The sequence below is a fragment of the Sulfitobacter sp. EhC04 genome (assembly GCF_001650875.1).
In the GTDB taxonomy this organism is placed as follows: Bacteria; Pseudomonadota; Alphaproteobacteria; order Rhodobacterales; family Rhodobacteraceae; genus Sulfitobacter.
The window spans coordinates 66,141-82,076 of sequence record NZ_LXYI01000042.1 but is presented as its reverse complement, the minus strand read 5'-3'; the positions used below and the strand labels follow the sequence as shown (position 1 = coordinate 82,076).

Sequence of the window (15,936 nt, the reverse complement as noted above, 5' to 3'; positions counted from 1 at the left end):
TTGTATCTGCCGCCACCGCGCCCTAGCTTGAGCGCAAAGGAGATCCCCATGACAAACCCCCTGCTGCAAGACTGGCAAACCCCCTTTGGCCTCGCCCCCTTCGACCGGATTTCCGACGAAGACTTCGCCCCTGCGCTGGAAGAGGCGCTGACCGCCCATAATGCCGAGATTGAGGCGATCGCGCAGAATCCGGATGAGGCAAGTTTCGCCAATACCATCGAGGCGCTGGAAGCCGCAGGCGGGGCGCTGGACAAGGTTCTGGGCGTATTCTTTACCGTGGCGGGGGCCGACAGCACGCCCGCGCGGGAAAAGTTGCAGCGCGATTTTTCCCCCAAACTGGCGGCACATTTTTCCGAGATTTCGGCGAACAAGGCGCTGTTTGCCAGGGTCGCCGCCGTCTGGGACAGGCGCGACAGCCTGGCGTTGACCAACGAACAGGCGCGGGTGCTGATGCTGACACATCGCGGCTTTGTCCGTTCCGGTGCCGCGCTGGAAGGGGCGGAGGAGGCGCGGATGAAGCAGATCAAGGGCAGGCTGGCGGTGCTGGGCACCCAGTTTACCCAGAACCTGCTGGCAGACGAACGGTCGTGGTTCATGGAACTGTCCGAGGATGAACTGGCCGGTCTGCCTGATTTCGTGGTCGATGCCGCCCGTGCAGCAGGCGCGGAAAAGGGCGCTTCGGGTCCGGTTGTGACCCTGTCGCGGTCCCTGATCGTGCCTTTCCTGCAATTCTCGCCGCGCCGCGACCTGCGTGAAAAGGCGTTTCGTGCCTGGGAGGCGCGGGGCGCAGGTGGGGGCGACACCGACAACCGCGCCATCGCGGCCGAGACACTTGCCCTGCGCGAGGAACGCGCCAGGCTGCTGGGCTATGAAAGTTTCGCGGCCTATAAGCTGGAAACCGAAATGGCCAAGACGCCGGAGGCGGTGCGGGGCCTGTTGATGGATGTCTGGGAACCTGCAAGGGCGCAGGCCAATGCCGATGCCGAGGTGCTGACACGCATGATGCACGCCGATGGCGTCAACGGCGACCTGGCCCCCTGGGACTGGCGCTATTATGCGGAGAAACGGCGTGCGGCGGAGCATGATCTGGACGAGGCCGCGTTGAAACCCTATTTTCAGCTGGACCGTATGATCGACGCGGCCTTTGACTGCGCCACCCGGCTCTTCGGTCTGGAATTCGCGCCCCTTGATGTTCCACTTTACCACGCGGATTGCCGGGCCTGGGAGGTCACGCGCAACGGCGAACATGTCGCCGTGTTCATCGGGGATTACTTTGCCCGTGGATCAAAGCGGTCGGGGGCCTGGTGTTCGGCCATGCGCGCGCAGGCGAAGTTCCCCAAAGCGCAAAGCCCGGTGGTGATCAACGTATGCAACTTTGCCAAGTCCGATCCGGCGCTGCTGTCCTATGACGATGCGCGCACATTGTTTCATGAATTCGGCCATGCGCTGCACCAGATGCTGTCGGATGTGACCTATGAATCGGTCAGCGGCACCTCGGTGGCGCGTGATTTTGTGGAACTGCCCAGCCAGCTTTATGAACACTGGCTGGAGGTGCCCGAGGTATTGGGCAAATTTGCGATCCACGCCCGGACCGGTGCGCCGATGCCCAAGGAGATGCTGGACAAGGTATTGGCCGCCGCGACCTTCGACATGGGGTTCCAGACGGTTGAATACGTGGCTTCTGCCCTTGTCGATCTGGCGTTTCATGACGGCGCGGCACCCGCCGATCCGATGGCGCGGCAGGCCGAAGTGCTGGCGAACATCGGCATGCCGGAGGCGATCCGCATGCGTCACGCGACGCCGCAGTTCGCTCATGTGTTTTCCGGCGATGGCTATTCGAGCGGCTACTACAGCTACATGTGGTCCGAAGTCATGGATGCGGATGCCTTCGAGGCGTTCGGAGAAGCGGGCGGTGCGTTCGAGCCGGGGACGGCGGCAGCGCTGGAGCAGCATATCCTGTCCACCGGCGGCAGCCGCGATGCGGCGGAGCTTTACGTGGCATTCAGGGGGCGGTTGCCGGGGGTCGAGGCCTTGTTGCGTGGCCGTGGGCTGATCGCGGCCTGAGAGGCTGCCGCGCTGCGGGTCTCACCAAACCCAGGGTTTCGAAGCCTCCCTTGCGCGGCCCCGTGCTGACAGGCCGCCAACCATTTGCCAAGGATAATCGGCGTCTCCCCGCGCTGCGGGGCCCCTCGTCGATTTTCCTTGGCAACCGGCCAGCGCCCTGTCTGTCCGGGCGCACGCAAGGGCGGCTCCGAAACCAGGGTCCTGTCGATCAGTACCCCAGGCCGCGATCAACGAGATTGAGCAAGTCCTCGCCCGCTTCGCCGCGACGGATGTTTTCGGCGACGGATTGTGAGGCCGTCGTGGCCCGTGTTTCGGCAGCGATATGCGGCGTGACCGTCACACCGGGATGCGCCCAGTAGGGATGGTCCCGCGGCAGAGGTTCGGTGCGGAACACGTCCAGCGTGGCATGGGCGACCTGCCCGCTGTCCAAGGCCTCAAGCAGGGCGTCATCGTCGATCAGCGGGCCGCGACCGGGATTGATGATGAAGGTGCCGCGCGGCATCAGCGCCAGGCTTTTGCGGTTCAGCGTGTTTTCGGTGGCCGGGGTGTCGGGCAGCAACAGCACAGCGATCTCGGCGCGGCCAAGCGCCTGTTTCAGCCCGTCGTCACCATGCAGGCAGGTGACGCCGGCGACGTCCTTTGGGCTGCGCGACCATCCGGTCACCTGAAAGCCGATATCCACAAGCACTTTTGCCGCAGCACTGCCAAGGGCACCGAGGCCCAGCATCACGACGGAACGTTCCTGCGCCAGGGGCGGTGTGCGCGGCTCCCACCTGGCATCCGTGCGGGTGATGTCGGTGTCCAGTCCGAGGTGATAGCGCATCACGTGGCCTGTGACCCATTCCACCATCCCCTTGGTCAGGCCGGGATCGACCATGCGCGCCAGCGGGATCTGCAATGTGTCGTTGCCCACCACGTTTTCCACCCCCGCCCAGAGGTTCAGCACCGCCTTGGCACGGGTATAGGGGGTAAAATCCTGCAGGTCGCTGTTGGGGGCATAGACGATGTAATCGACCTCGGCGGGCGGAATATCCGTGCTGAGCCGCGCATCGAGGCCCGCATCAGCAAGCGCCTTGCGCAGGGGCTGTTCATAGGTTTCCCACCGCTCGGAATTGGCGGCGAAGAGGACGTTGATGGTCATGGATTACCTCGGTCTGTGGATATGGGCGGATTGCACGAGGCCGAAGGCCAGCAGCAAGACCAGCATCGCCGACCCGCCGTAGCTTACCAACGGCAAGGGCACGCCGACAACCGGGGCCAGCCCCATCACCATCGACATGTTGACCGCAAAGAACAAAAAGAAGTTCAGCGCGATGCCAAGGGTCAGCAGGGAAGAGAAACGGTCCTTGTTCAGGATCGCGGTCACCACGCAGAACAGGATGATCATCGCATAGAGCGCCAGCAGGCTGAACCCGCCGACAAAGCCGAATTCCTCTGCCAGGGTGGTAAAGATGAAATCGGTGTGCTTTTCGGGCAGGAAGTTCAGCCGCGACTGCGTGCCTTGCATGAAGCCGCGCCCGGTCCAGCCGCCCGACCCCAGCGCGATCTTGGACTGGGTGATGTGATAGCCCGCGCCCAAGGGATCGGCAGCGGGGTCGAGAAAGGTGTCGATGCGGCGGTACTGGTAGTCGTTCAGCAACTGCCAGCTGGTGCCGCGCGATTGAAAGACCGCTGTCAGCAGCCCCGTGCCCGAGGCGATGACAGCGGCGAAATAGGCCCAGTGCACCCCGGCCAGGAACATCAGCCCGCCGCCTGCAGTCAGCAGCAGGATCGACGTCCCGAGGTCGGGTTGCTGCAGGACCAGAACGGTCGGCACGCAGATGATCATGACCGGCAACAGCACCCAGAACGGGCGCGATACCTTCTTGGCGGGCAGCCAGTCGTAGTAGGCGGCCAGGAACATCACCAGCGTGATTTTCATCAGTTCGGAGGGTTGCAGGTCCATAAACCCCAGGTCGATCCAGCGCTGCGAGCCCTTGCGCTCTTCTCCGAGGACCGCCACGGCAACCAGCAGCAGCAGGGAGACGCCATAAGCCAGCCCCGACAGGTTCCGCCACAGCCAGATCGGGATCATTGCCACTGCGAACATCAGGGCAAGGCCAAGGCCGAAGCGTTTCATCTGCGGTTCGGCCCAGGGGGTGAAGGACCCGCCCGCCACGGAATAAAGCATCAGGAAACCGATCCCGCAGACCGACGCCAGAAGCAGCGTGAGTGGCCAGTTCAGGTGCAGGATCTTGCGAAAACCGGAAGGGACCGATTTGACCGTGTATTCAAGATAACTCATGCCTGATCGTTTCCGTTGATCGCGGCCTGGGGCTGCATCTCGCGCAGCTTGCGTTGCTGGGTCTTGATCCGGCCGCGGTCGGCGGATGGATAGGCCTCAAGCGGGGGCTCGCCCCCTGCAAGGGCCTGCAGGATCACGTCCCGTGCGATCGGTGCGGCGGCCGTCGATCCACCGCCGCCGTGTTCGACCAGTACAGACACGGCGTAGCGGGGTTTGTCGAAGGGGGCGAAGCTGACAAACAGCGCGTGGTCACGGCGTTCCCAGGGCAGGTCTTCGTTCCGGCTGACCCCGCGCGCCCGTTCTGCGGCGGTGATGTTGCGGACCTGGCTGGTGCCGGTCTTGCCGGCCATGCGGTATTCCTCGGCGATGATGCGCGACCGGTAGCCGGTGCCGCGACGGTTGTTGACCACCTCGAACATCGCGCGGCGCATTTTGCGCAGGTTGTTTTCATTCATGCCCAGCGGTTCGCCCGCGCCACTGGGCTGTTCGACGCCGTCGATGGTCTTGACCAGCCGCGGGGTCACGGCCCGGCCTGTCGCGATGCGCGCGCTCATCACCGCCAGTTGCAGCGGAGAAGCCAGCATGAAGCCCTGCCCGATGGAGGCGTTGACCGTGTCGCCGATGACCCAGTCGGCACCGCGCGTTTCGCGCTTCCAGCTTTTGGTCGGCGTCAGGCCCGAGGCGACAGAGGACAGCGCAAGTTCATGTTTGATGCCAAGGCCAAAGCGGTTCGCCATGGCCGAGATTTTCTCGATCCCGACCTTGAGGGCGAGATCGTAGTAATAGACGTCACAGGATTGCTTCAGCGAGTTTTCCAGATCGACCCATCCGTGACCCGCGCGCTTCCAGCAGTGGAACCGCCGCCCCGCAACTTCGAGGTGGCCGGGGCAATAGACGGTTTCGTCGGGGCCGATGATGCCTTCCTCGATGGCGGCCATGGCGACCATCATCTTGAAGGTCGATCCGGGCGGATAGGTGCCCTGCACCGTCTTGTTCACCAGCGGGCGGTACTTTGATTCCAGCAGCGGGTTGTAATCCTTGGACGAAATCCCGCCGATAAAGAGGTTCGGGTCATAGGAGGGCGCTGACGCGATGGCAGCCAGATCGCCGTTTTCGCAGTCGATCACGACGACGGCGGCGCTTTCCTCGCTCAGGCGGGCCTGGACGTATTGTTGCAGATTGGCGTCCACGGTCAGCTGTATGTCCTTGCCCGCTTCGCCTTCGCGCCGGGAGAGTTCGCGCATCACCCGGCCGGTGGCGTTGACCTCCACCTGCTTGGTGCCCGCCTTGCCGCGCAGGATGTCCTCGCGCCGGGCCTCCACATTGATCTTGCCGATCTGGAAACGCGGGATGCGCAGCACCTGGTCGGGGTCTTCCAGCGCGTCGAGGTCAGCCTGGCTGACCCGGCCGACGCGGCCCACCACATGGGCAAAGTCCGACCCGCGCGGGTAGACCCGCGTCAGCCCGACCTCGGGCGTGACGCCGGGCAGGGCGGGCGCATTGACGCTGACCCGGCTGACATCATCCCAACTGACATCATCGACGATGGTGACCGGCAGGAACGGCGCAGAGCGTTTGATCTCTGCCATGGCGCGTTCGCGGGTTTCCGGATCAAGGGTGATGATCTGGCCCAGACGGTCCATCACCGCCTCTGCATCGCCTGCGTCCTCGCGCACCATAACAATGCGGTAGCTCGGCACGTTCTGTGCCAGCCGCAAGCCGTTGCGGTCGAAAATCTCGCCGCGTGCGGGCGGGATCAGCCGGATATTGATACGGTTTTCCTCGGCCAGCAGTCGGAACTGGTCGGCCTGATCCACCTGAAGATAACGCATCCGCGCCGCCAGCCCGCCCATGAACAGCAGTTGCGCGCCACCCAGAAGGGCAGCACGGCGGGTCAGCTTCGTGTGGTTTGCATCGCTTTCGGCGCGGTTGCGTCTCATGTCATGCCCTCTCAGACCCTCTGGCCCAAAGCATCCAGATCGCCGGGGGCGGTCTTGCGCACCCGCATCAGCCCATGGGTGACGGCCACGATCAGGGGATAGAATAGCAGGGACATGCCCAGTTCCGAAAGGCTGAGTGTCAGGCCCGGCACAGGCACCAGAACAAGGGCAAGTATCAGCCGGTTCGCGACCATGATCAGCACCATGATCATCCCAACCGTCAGCCATTCGGCGGCAAAGCCGCCATCGCGCAGCGACCGGCCCCGCGATTTGAGGTTTTCGCAGCCGATCAGGGCCAGCAGCGCCCACAGCCCCGGCGGGCGTTGCAGCAGAAGGTCGGTCATCAGAAAGGCGATGGCCAGCGCAAGGGCAGGCACGTATTCGGGGCGCCGCAGGCTCCACGCGCAGGCAAAGCAAAGCAGCAGGTCAGGCCCGGCCCAGCGGCGCGGCGTGGTTTCCATCGGCAGCAGGTGAAAAAACAGGATCACAAGCGCCAGGAACAGGAACGCCGCCCGCATTGCCCAAAGCCGGGTTTGCGACAGATCGTTCATTCGACCACCTCGGCCTCTGCTTCGGCCTGCGCGGGCAGGGGGCCTGCGGGGGATATCACCTGGGCATTGTCGGTCACCTTCTCCGTGCCGTAGTGCCGCATCACGCGCAGGAACTCCAACCGTTCATAGTCTGCCGCAAGGCGCACGCGCAGACGCCCGCCGGGATCCTCGGCGACCTGTCCGATCAGCAGCCCCGCCGGGAACACGCCCCCGTCACCGGATGAAATCACCCGGTCGCCGGGACGCACCAGATCGGTGCTTTCGATGAAATCCAGCGGCGGGGCGGCAGAGTTGTCGCCCGCGACAATGGTGCGCTGGCCCGAAGGCTGGATCACTGCCGGGATACGGCTGGAGGCATCCGTCAGCAGGATCACCCGTGCGGTGTTCTGCGCCACGCCGGAAATGCGACCGACAAGGCCAATGCCATCCATCGTCGCCCAGCCATCCACCAGCCCGTCGCGCGCGCCCACGTTCAGCAGCACGGACTGCCGGAAGGGAGAGCCGGAATCAGCCAGCACAACCCCGGTAATGAAGGTCAGTCGCGGGTCGAGCCGGACCTTGTTCAGGTCCAGCAACCTGGCGTTTTCCTGTTCCAGTTGCAGGGCCGCTTCCTTCCAGGCCTGCATCTGGCGCAATTCGCTGCGCAGCTCCTGATTCTGTTCGCTCAGCCGCTGATAGGATTGGAAGTCGCGCAACAGGTTGATCGTGCCGGTCACGGGGGCCATCGCCCAGTCCATATTGGGCACCAGCCGGTCGGTGATCTGGGCGCGGAACCGTTCGACGCGCGGGCTGTCGATGCGCCACAAAAGAAAGGTCGCGCCAAGCACCAGGATCAGCACAGCCAGCAGCAACCGGCGCAGAGGGCCGGTAAAATCACTGCTGGTTGAGCGGTCTTTGGCCATGTCACAAAGGCTCCTGCCCGGTGGGCGGGCGTGGCGATGGTATCAGGATTCAGCTGTCGTAGTCGATGGCGTGGCGCAGCTGTTTTTCATATTCCAGCGCCTTGCCGGTGCCAAGGGCGACGCAGTTCAAGCTCTCGTCAGCGATGGACACGGCCAGCCCGGTCTGCTCGCGCAGCGCAAGGTCCAGATCACCCAGCAATGCGCCGCCGCCGGTCAGCATGACGCCACGGTCCACGATGTCAGCCGCAAGGTCAGGCGGAGTTGTCTCAAGCGCGGTCATCACCGCCTCGCATATCTGCTGCACCGGTTCGGCCAGCGCCTCGGCGATCTGGGCCTGCGTGACCTCGATCTCTTTCGGTACGCCGTTCAGCAGGTCGCGGCCACGGATCTGCATCGAGGTGCCGCGCCCGTCGTCGGGCATGCGTGCTGTGCCGATGGATGTCTTGATGCGCTCGGCGGTGGTTTCCCCCACCAGCAGGTTCTGCTGACGGCGCAGGTAGCTGATGATCGCTTCGTCCATGCGGTCGCCGCCGACGCGGACGGAGCGGGCGTAAACGATGTCACCCAGGCTGAGCACCGCGACTTCGGTGGTGCCGCCGCCGATGTCCACCACCATGTTGCCGGTGGGGTCGGTGATCGGCATCCCCGCACCGATGGCCGCCGCGATGGGTTCGGCGATCAGCCCCGCGCGCCGCGCGCCCGCGGACAGAACCGACTGACGAATCGCGCGTTTTTCCACCGGGGTCGCGCCATGTGGCACGCAGACGATGATCTTGGGCTTGGAGAAGGTGGAGCGTTTATGCACCTTGCGGATGAAATGCTTGATCATCTCCTCGGCGGTGTCGAAATCCGCGATGACGCCCTCGCGCATCGGTCGGATCGCTTCGATACTGCCGGGGGTGCGGCCCAGCATCAGCTTGGCGTCCTCGCCCACGGCCAGCACCTTCTTGACCCCGTCCTTGATATGATAGGCAACGACCGACGGCTCAGACAGAACAATCCCGCGACCCTTGACGTAGACAAGCGTATTCGCCGTGCCCAGATCAATCGCCATGTCGGAAGAAAACATGCCGCGGAGATTTCCAAAGATGTTCATGCGGTGCAAACCTTGATTAAAAGCCCAATCAGCCCGCGACTCTGACAGAGGCGGGCGCGCAGCCCTTATAGGCTTCGCTCCGCTGAGGCGAAAGGGGGGCTCTTGGAAGTCTCGGCATCTTGTCGCCGTTGGGTTAGGCTGGGCGGGATAAACAGAGGGGGGAGCTATCAAATGAAGAAAATTCAGTCACTCGGCGTTCATCACATCACGCTGACCGGTGCCGACCGACAATCCTCGATCGACTTTTGGGAGGGGGTGCTGGGCATGCCTTTCATCTTTGACCAGCCCAATCTGGACAACCCGGACGAGGGGCATCTGTATTTCGATCCCGGCGACGGGCGGCTGATCACGATATTCACCAACGAAACCCGCCAGCCCGTGCATGACAGAACCCCGACCGACCCCGGATGCGTGCATCATCTGGCGTTCGAGGTCGATCAGGCGACGCATGAACAGGTGCTTGACCGGCTGGCAGAGCGTGGCATCCCGAACTCGGGTGTCAAGGATCGCGGGTTCATGCATTCGATCTATTTCAAGGACCCGCTGGGGTTTCTGATCGAACTGGCCTGCTACACCTTCATCCCGCCGCGGGGCAGCAGCCATGCCGAGGTCATGTTGGAGGCGCATAAGCTGCGCGTCGCGCGGGGGGACAAGGCAATCGATCGGACCCATCTGGCCGACGCGGTGCTGAAAATCGTGGAGCGCAGCCAGATGTCGCTGAGCGAGGATCGCGGCGCGCGCAACCCCTACGGCTGAGACACTGCAACGAAGGATGGCGCGCGGATCGCCTGTCAGCCTTCGCCGACATTCTTGGCAAAGGCTTCCTTAAAGTCTGCTTGCTGGCCGGATGTCGCGTCGGTCTGGTAGTTCTTTTTCCAGTCCCCCATCGACATGCCGTAAAACAATTCGCGCGCTTCTTCCTTGCCCATCTCTATGCCCCTCTCGTTGGCCGCTTCCTGATACCAGCGGCTAAGGCAGTTGCGGCAGAACCCGGCAAGGTTCATCAGGTCGATGTTCTGGACGTCGGTGCGGTCCTGCATCAGATGTTGTTGCAAACGGCGAAAGGCGGCGGCTTGCAGTTCGATCTCTTGCTGGCTTGGCATGGTGATCTCCTTTTTGCTGAAAGCTGGGGGGCCATCGCACAGGTGTCAAGCAGATGCGCCGAAGAGAACCGGAATCACCCTGTGATTGGCGGATGGGTCTGGCTCAAGCTTAGCATTCATGAAACCTTGGGTGATTATCAAGGCAGGGCTTCATCTGGGCGGCAATGCGTGTTACCGCTAACGGAAAGAAGTTTAACGGGCCGTCGGTCCAGATGAAAGAACAGGGAAACAGCACATGAGACGCTTGCGCAACGTAAAGATCGTGGCAACCTTGGGTCCTGCATCCGACTCCTACGAAATGATCGAAACCCTGCACAAGGCCGGGGCCGACGTCTTTCGCCTGAACATGAGCCACGGCAGCCATGAGGAAATCCGCGAAAAGCACCGGATCATCCGCGAGGTCGAAGAGAACCTTGGCAGCACCATCGGCATTCTGGCCGATCTGCAGGGGCCGAAACTGCGGGTGGGTGTCTTTGCGGGCGACAGCGAGCAACTTGATCCTGGTGCCGATTTCCGGCTCGACCTCGATGAGGCGGAAGGCGATGCAAGCCGGGTCAACCTGCCCCATCCTGAGATTTTCCAAGCGCTTGAGCCGGGGGCAACCCTGCTGGTCAATGACGGCAAGATCAGGCTGAAGGTCAAGGAATGCGGCGCTGACTTTGCCAATTGCAAAGTGGTGATTGGCGGGATCATTTCCAACCGCAAAGGGGTGAACGTGCCCGATGTCGTGCTGCCGCTGGCGGCGCTGTCGGACAAGGACCGCGCGGATCTGGAATTCGTCTGTGACCTGGGAGTGGACTGGCTGGCGCTGAGCTTTGTACAGCGTCCCGAAGACGTGACCGAGGCACGCGATCTGGCAAAGGGGCGGGCCGCAATCCTGTCCAAGATCGAAAAACCCTCGGCGGTGACGCGGTTCAGCGATATTCTGGCTGTCAGTGACGGCATCATGGTCGCACGCGGCGATCTGGGTGTTGAATTGCCGGTGCAGAACGTCCCGCCGATCCAGAAACGTCTTGTGCGCAAATGCCGTATGGCGGGCAAGCCGGTGATCGTGGCCACCCAGATGCTGGAATCCATGATCGAAAGCCCAATGCCCACCCGTGCCGAGGTGTCTGACGTGGCAACGGCGATCTATGAAGGGGCCGATGCGGTCATGCTTTCGGCGGAATCCGCCGCCGGGGACTATCCGGTCGAGGCGGTGCAGACCATGAACAACGTCGCCACCGAGGTGGAACTGGACCCGACCTATACCCAGATCATCGAAGCCTCGCGGATCGCGGATCGCGAAACCGTGGCCGACGCCATCGTTGCCGCGGCCCGCGAGATTGCGGAAACCACCGAGATCAAGGCGATCTGCTGCTTTACCCAAAGCGGGACCACCGCCGTGCTGACAGCGCGCGAACGGCCCCGCGTGCCGATCATCGCGCTGACCCCCGATGTGCGTACTGCCCGACGGCTTGCATTGAGCTGGGGCACGAACTGCGTGATCACACCACCGCTGGACCGGTTCAAGCTGGCGGTTGTCGCTGCCGTCAAGGCGGCCCTCGCCGAAGGCTTCGCACAAGAGAAAGAACTGATTGTCGTCACCGCTGGCGTGCCCTTCAACGTGCCGGGCACCACCAATATCCTGCGCGTTGCCCCCTGCGACGAACGTTTGATTTTTGCATCCGATCCGGAGTAGCCTTTTCAAGTAGTTGGTTTTTCTCAATCAGGAGTGGTCGGCAATGGACCCTGATCTGGCACTTGTCCTTGGCATCGTGATCGGGGCGCTTTCGATCCCGTCGATCCTGTCGGCCCTGTCCGATAAACGCGCACCGCGCGCCTCGGCCTTGACCGTCTTGATCGCGGGGGGGCTGATCCTTTATGCGGCGCAGAACAAGCCGCAGGGCTACACAATTAACGAGGTGCCGGACATTTTCGTGAACGTGGTCGCGCGTTACATGCCCTGACACTGGGTGCAGACCCAATGGACCTGGCGCATGAGAGCAAGGTTCTGGTCCCCCGAGCCGCCGACCGCACAGTGGCACTTGCCAAATCGGCACATCCCTCCTATACGCCCTCACTCAACCCGCACGTCCGGCCAATGTGGCATGCCGAGTCGCGCGATAACCGAACTCAACATACGGAGACGGAAATGCCCAAGATGAAGACGAAATCGAGCGCCAAAAAGCGCTTCAAGGTCTCGGCGACCGGCAAGGTCATCGGGGGTCAGGCTGGCAAACGCCATGGCATGATCAAGCGGACCAAGAAATTCATCCGCGACGCACGCGGCACGACAGTCCTGTCGGCGCCCGATGCAAAGATCATCAAGGGCTATATGCCCTACGACCGCTGATAGAGGAGAACCGAGATGTCCCGAGTTAAAGGTGGTACAGTCACCCACGCCCGTCACAAGAAGATCGTCAAGGCGGCCAAAGGCTACTATGGCCGTCGCAAGAACGTCTTCAAGGTCGCCACGCAGGCGGTAGACAAGGCCAACCAATACGCCACACGCGACCGCAAGAACCGCAAGCGCAATTTCCGCGCACTGTGGATTCAGCGGATCAACGCTGCTGTGCGGTCCCATGACGAATCGCTGACATACAGCCGTTTCATCAATGGTCTGAACCTGGCCGGTATCGAAGTGGACCGTAAGGTTCTGGCCGACCTGGCCGTGCACGAGCCCGAAGCCTTTGGCGCGATCGTCAAGCAGGCGCAGGCGTCACTCGCCGCGTAAGACTTACGGCCCTGAGAAATACGCAAAACCCCGCCGGATCGGCGGGGTTTTTTGTTGTGAGGCCCATGGAGCAGAATGCGTCAGTCCGCGTTCCCGCCCCCGCCGATGCTGACCGCAGACGCCATGCCGGGAGCCTTGGATTCACCTCCCAGCTTGTCGCGGACCGCTTCTTCGATTCGCTTGCCGATATCGTCGTCGATGTTACGCCAGTATTCGAACGCCCGAATTAGGACCTTCTCGCTGACGCCGTCGCAAAGATGTCCGGTGACATTGTTCACCAACCGCGCACGCGCGGCGTCGTCCATAACGTCGCGCACCAATGCGCCGGCCTGCGACCAGTCGTCATCGTCCTTGCGCAGCGTGTAGGCGCTGCGCACCATATCGCCATCCGCGTGCCACAACCCGGCCTCGGTCGGCAGGGGTTGCGCGGCGGGGCCGCCATAGGAGTTGGGGGCGTATACCGGATCGGTCACATTCCGGGTCCGCCCCGCACCATCCTTGGTATAGGAATGAACCGGAGCCTGCGGCTTGTTCACGGGAATTTCCTTGTAATTTACCCCCAGCCGGGCGCGGTGCGCATCGGCATAGGAAAATCCACGCGCCAGAAGCATCTTGTCCGGGGACAGGCCGACACCGGGAACCATGTTGTTCGGCTCAAAAGCGGCCTGCTCAATCTCTGTGTGGAAATCGGTGGGATTGCGGTCCAGTACCAGCTTTCCCACCTCCATCAGAGGATAGTCCGCGTGCGGCCAGGTCTTGGTCAGATCGAATGGGTTGATCCGGTAGGTTTTGGCATCCTCATAGGGCATGATCTGCCACTTCAGCGTCCAGCTCGGGTGGTTGCCGTCGCGAATGTTGTCGAAAAGATCGCGGCGGTGGTAATCGCCATCGGCACCGGCCATCTTGTCGGCCTCTTCCTGCGTGAAATGAGCGTTGCCGTCGCCCTGATCGGTGTGAAAGTGGAACTTGACCCAGAACAGCTCTCCCGCTTCGTTGACAAGCGAATAGGTATGGCTGGAATAGCCGTTCATCTCGCGCCAGGTCTTCGGGATGCCGCGGTCCCCCATCAGATATGCAACCTGATGCGCGCTTTCCGGGGACAAGGTCCAGAATTCCCACTGCATGTCGTGGTCACGCAGCCCGTTGTCCGCTCGGCGTTTCTGGCTGCGAATAAAGTTCTGGAACTTGATCGGATCGCGGACGAAGAAGATGGGCGTGTTGTTTCCCACCATGTCGAAGTTGCCGTCTTCGGTGTACATCTTGACCGAAAAGCCGCGTGGGTCGCGCCAGGTGTCGGGGCTGCCGCGTTCCCCGGCGACGGTGGAAAACCGCATCAGCACATCGGTTCGTGCGCCCGGTTGGAACACCTTGGCCTTGGTGTAGCGCGACACATCCTGTGTCACTTCGAAATGGCCAAAGGCACCGGACCCCTTGGCGTGCGGCTGACGCTCGGGGATGCGTTCCCGATTGAAATTCGCCATTTGTTCCAGAAGGTAGTGGTCGTGCAGAAGGATGGGGCCATCCGGACCCACGGTCAAAGAGTGTTCGTCGCTCTGGACGCGGATACCGCCATCGGTTGTGGTCGGGGGGACATTCGTTTTGCGGGACATGAAATTCTCTCGTTTAGGGGTGCTTACCGGGGCAACCATCGACGCCACGCCCTGGTTCCCGCCCGCCATCTTGCAATCGAGGGGCAGTGCGGCTAGCAGGGCAGCAGAAGCATGCGAGGCCGCCATGGAAGACCTATCAACCAAATACCTTTCCCGTATCGCTGACGCGCGCGACGAGGCCGCGCTGGAGGACATCCGTCTGACCGCTGTCGGCAAGAAGGGCGAAATCGCACTCAAGATGCGCGAGCTGGGCAAGATGACCCCGGAAGAACGGCAGGTCGCCGGCCCCGCCCTGAACGCGCTCAAGGACGAAATCAACTCGGCCCTGGCCGCCAAGAAGGCGGCGCTGGGCGATGCGGCGCTGAATGAACGCCTGCGCAGCGAATGGCTGGATGTGACCCTGCCCACCCGCGCCCGGCGGCAGGGCACGATCCACCCGGTCAGCCAGGTGACCGAGGAGCTGACAGCGATTTTCGCCGAAATGGGATTTTCCGTGGCCGAAGGGCCGCGCATCGACACCGATTGGTACAATTTCGACGCGCTCAACATCCCCGGCCACCACCCGGCACGGGCCGAGATGGACACATTCTATATGGCGCGCGCGGAAGGTGATAACCGCCCGCCGCATGTGCTGCGCACCCATACCAGCCCGGTGCAGATCCGCACGATGGAGGCACAGGGCGCGCCGCTGCGCATCATCTGCCCCGGCGGTGTCTACCGCGCGGATTATGACCAGACCCACACGCCGATGTTCCATCAGGTCGAGGGGCTGGCGATCGACAAGGATATCTCCATGGCGAACCTCAAGTGGGTGCTTGAGGAGTTCTTTGCCGCGTTTTTCGAAATCGACGGGATCAAGACGCGCTTCCGCGCCTCGCATTTTCCTTTCACCGAACCCTCGGCAGAGGTCGATATCCAGTGTTCCTGGGTCGACGGCCAATTGCGCATCGGCGAAGGCGACGGCTGGTTGGAGGTGCTGGGCAGTGGCATGGTACACCCGCATGTGCTGCGCTCTGGCGGCGTGGACCCGGAGCAGTGGCAGGGCTTTGCCTTTGGCATGGGGATCGACCGGATCGCGATGCTGAAATACGGCGTGCCGGACCTGCGGGCGTTCTTTGATTCAGACCTGCGCTGGCTGCGGCACTATGGGTTCGCATCGTTGGATCAACCGAATTTGCATGGTGGGTTGAGCAGGTAAGGGGCGCAGATGAGGCTGTTTCACCGTGACAGGCGAGACGACTCAGCGGCGCACCGCCGGATCTATGCTCGGTTCGAGATCGCCTATACCACGGTCGATTTTCTGGCTGCCCTGATGTTCATCATCGGGTCTGTGATGTTCTTTTCCGACGCATGGCAGGTGACAGGCACCTGGCTGTTTCTGGTTGGGTCGTTCTTCTTTGCCGCCAAACCGACATTGCGCCTGTGGCGCGAGGTGAAATTGTACCGCCTCGGCGATCTGGAAGACCTTGCCGCGCGCGCGAACGGGCGGGACTGACACAGGCCGGGACCGGATGTGCCTTCACCGTCAGGGTGGCGCATGGGGCTGGCCGGGCATTGGTGTATTTGAAGAACAATGAAAGGGTGGGGCGTCGCGCGCCGAATGCAGGGCTTTTCATTGAAACCCCCGGCGTTTGCGGGTACCGAACCCGTGATACGCATGCACGAGGAAC

At 62.5% G+C, this 15,936-nt stretch carries 16 protein-coding genes; 8 read left to right on the top strand and 8 right to left on the bottom strand.

Annotation, left to right across the window (positions count from 1 at the left end; translation table 11 throughout):
* The first annotated feature begins 48 nt into the window (after window positions 1-48).
* On the top strand, window positions 49-2,064 hold the full coding sequence (locus tag A8B82_RS17165; RefSeq protein ID WP_067295111.1) for a M3 family metallopeptidase: 2,016 nt from the start codon (window positions 49-51) through the stop codon (window positions 2,062-2,064).
* A gap of 208 nt (window positions 2,065-2,272) precedes the next feature.
* Here the strand turns inward: A8B82_RS17165 and A8B82_RS17160 are convergent, their stop codons facing one another.
* Genes A8B82_RS17160 through A8B82_RS17135 form a run of 6 tightly spaced genes read right to left on the bottom strand, consistent with a single transcriptional unit; the run spans window position 2,273 to window position 8,837 of the window.
* Window positions 2,273-3,205, bottom strand: a complete 933-nt coding sequence (locus tag A8B82_RS17160) for a 2-hydroxyacid dehydrogenase (protein ID WP_067295108.1) — start codon at window positions 3,203-3,205, stop codon at window positions 2,273-2,275.
* A gap of 3 nt (window positions 3,206-3,208) precedes the next feature.
* A complete protein-coding gene (rodA, locus tag A8B82_RS17155; RefSeq protein ID WP_067295105.1) occupies window positions 3,209-4,348 on the bottom strand; it encodes a rod shape-determining protein RodA in 1,140 nt (379 codons plus the stop codon).
* The gene (gene mrdA / locus A8B82_RS17150) at window positions 4,345-6,288 is read right to left on the bottom strand and encodes a penicillin-binding protein 2 (RefSeq protein ID WP_067295102.1); all 1,944 of its coding nucleotides are present in this window, start codon (window positions 6,286-6,288) and stop codon (window positions 4,345-4,347) included. Before mrdA ends, rodA begins: the two co-directional genes overlap by 4 nt.
* An 11-nt stretch (window positions 6,289-6,299) precedes the next feature.
* Window positions 6,300-6,839 (bottom strand): rod shape-determining protein MreD, encoded by a 540-nt coding sequence (locus A8B82_RS17145; RefSeq protein ID WP_067295099.1) that lies wholly within the window; start codon window positions 6,837-6,839, stop codon window positions 6,300-6,302.
* Window positions 6,836-7,741 (bottom strand): rod shape-determining protein MreC, encoded by a 906-nt coding sequence (gene mreC, locus A8B82_RS17140; RefSeq protein WP_067295097.1) that lies wholly within the window; start codon window positions 7,739-7,741, stop codon window positions 6,836-6,838. The genes A8B82_RS17145 and mreC overlap by 4 nt, the downstream gene beginning before the upstream one ends.
* A 49-nt stretch (window positions 7,742-7,790) precedes the next feature.
* Complete coding sequence (locus tag A8B82_RS17135; RefSeq protein WP_067295094.1) at window positions 7,791-8,837, bottom strand: rod shape-determining protein; 1,047 nt, start codon at window positions 8,835-8,837, stop codon at window positions 7,791-7,793.
* 171 nt (window positions 8,838-9,008) lie between these two features.
* On the opposite strand from A8B82_RS17135, the gene A8B82_RS17130 reads away from it, so the two are divergent.
* Window positions 9,009-9,593 (top strand): VOC family protein, encoded by a 585-nt coding sequence (locus tag A8B82_RS17130; protein ID WP_067295092.1) that lies wholly within the window; start codon window positions 9,009-9,011, stop codon window positions 9,591-9,593.
* 35 nt (window positions 9,594-9,628) lie between these two features.
* Here A8B82_RS17130 and A8B82_RS17125 read toward each other — a convergent pair whose 3' ends face one another.
* A complete protein-coding gene (locus A8B82_RS17125; protein ID WP_067295089.1) occupies window positions 9,629-9,940 on the bottom strand; it encodes a DUF1244 domain-containing protein in 312 nt (103 codons plus the stop codon).
* 235 nt (window positions 9,941-10,175) lie between these two features.
* On the opposite strand from A8B82_RS17125, the gene pyk reads away from it, so the two are divergent.
* The 4 genes from pyk to rplT all read left to right on the top strand — a co-directional run bounded on the left by pyk (window position 10,176) and on the right by rplT (window position 12,656).
* Complete coding sequence (gene pyk, locus A8B82_RS17120; RefSeq protein WP_067295086.1) at window positions 10,176-11,621, top strand: pyruvate kinase; 1,446 nt, start codon at window positions 10,176-10,178, stop codon at window positions 11,619-11,621.
* A gap of 43 nt (window positions 11,622-11,664) precedes the next feature.
* Window positions 11,665-11,889, top strand: a complete 225-nt coding sequence (locus A8B82_RS17115) for a hypothetical protein (protein WP_067295084.1) — start codon at window positions 11,665-11,667, stop codon at window positions 11,887-11,889.
* 185 nt (window positions 11,890-12,074) lie between these two features.
* Window positions 12,075-12,275, top strand: coding sequence for a 50S ribosomal protein L35 (gene rpmI, locus A8B82_RS17110; RefSeq protein WP_067295081.1), 201 nt, complete (start codon window positions 12,075-12,077; stop codon window positions 12,273-12,275).
* A 15-nt stretch (window positions 12,276-12,290) separates the two neighbouring features.
* A complete protein-coding gene (gene rplT / locus A8B82_RS17105; protein ID WP_067295078.1) occupies window positions 12,291-12,656 on the top strand; it encodes a 50S ribosomal protein L20 in 366 nt (121 codons plus the stop codon).
* 80 nt (window positions 12,657-12,736) lie between these two features.
* Here rplT and A8B82_RS17100 read toward each other — a convergent pair whose 3' ends face one another.
* Complete coding sequence (locus A8B82_RS17100) at window positions 12,737-14,266, bottom strand: catalase (protein ID WP_067295231.1); 1,530 nt, start codon at window positions 14,264-14,266, stop codon at window positions 12,737-12,739.
* 124 nt (window positions 14,267-14,390) lie between these two features.
* Here A8B82_RS17100 and pheS point away from each other — a divergent pair, with 124 nt between their 5' ends.
* Together pheS and A8B82_RS17090 are read left to right on the top strand one after the other, a co-directional pair.
* A complete protein-coding gene (gene pheS / locus A8B82_RS17095; protein WP_067295075.1) occupies window positions 14,391-15,464 on the top strand; it encodes a phenylalanine--tRNA ligase subunit alpha in 1,074 nt (357 codons plus the stop codon).
* A 9-nt stretch (window positions 15,465-15,473) separates the two neighbouring features.
* On the top strand, window positions 15,474-15,761 hold the full coding sequence (locus tag A8B82_RS17090; RefSeq protein WP_067295072.1) for a YrhK family protein: 288 nt from the start codon (window positions 15,474-15,476) through the stop codon (window positions 15,759-15,761).
* Window positions 15,762-15,936: the final 175 nt, after the last annotated feature.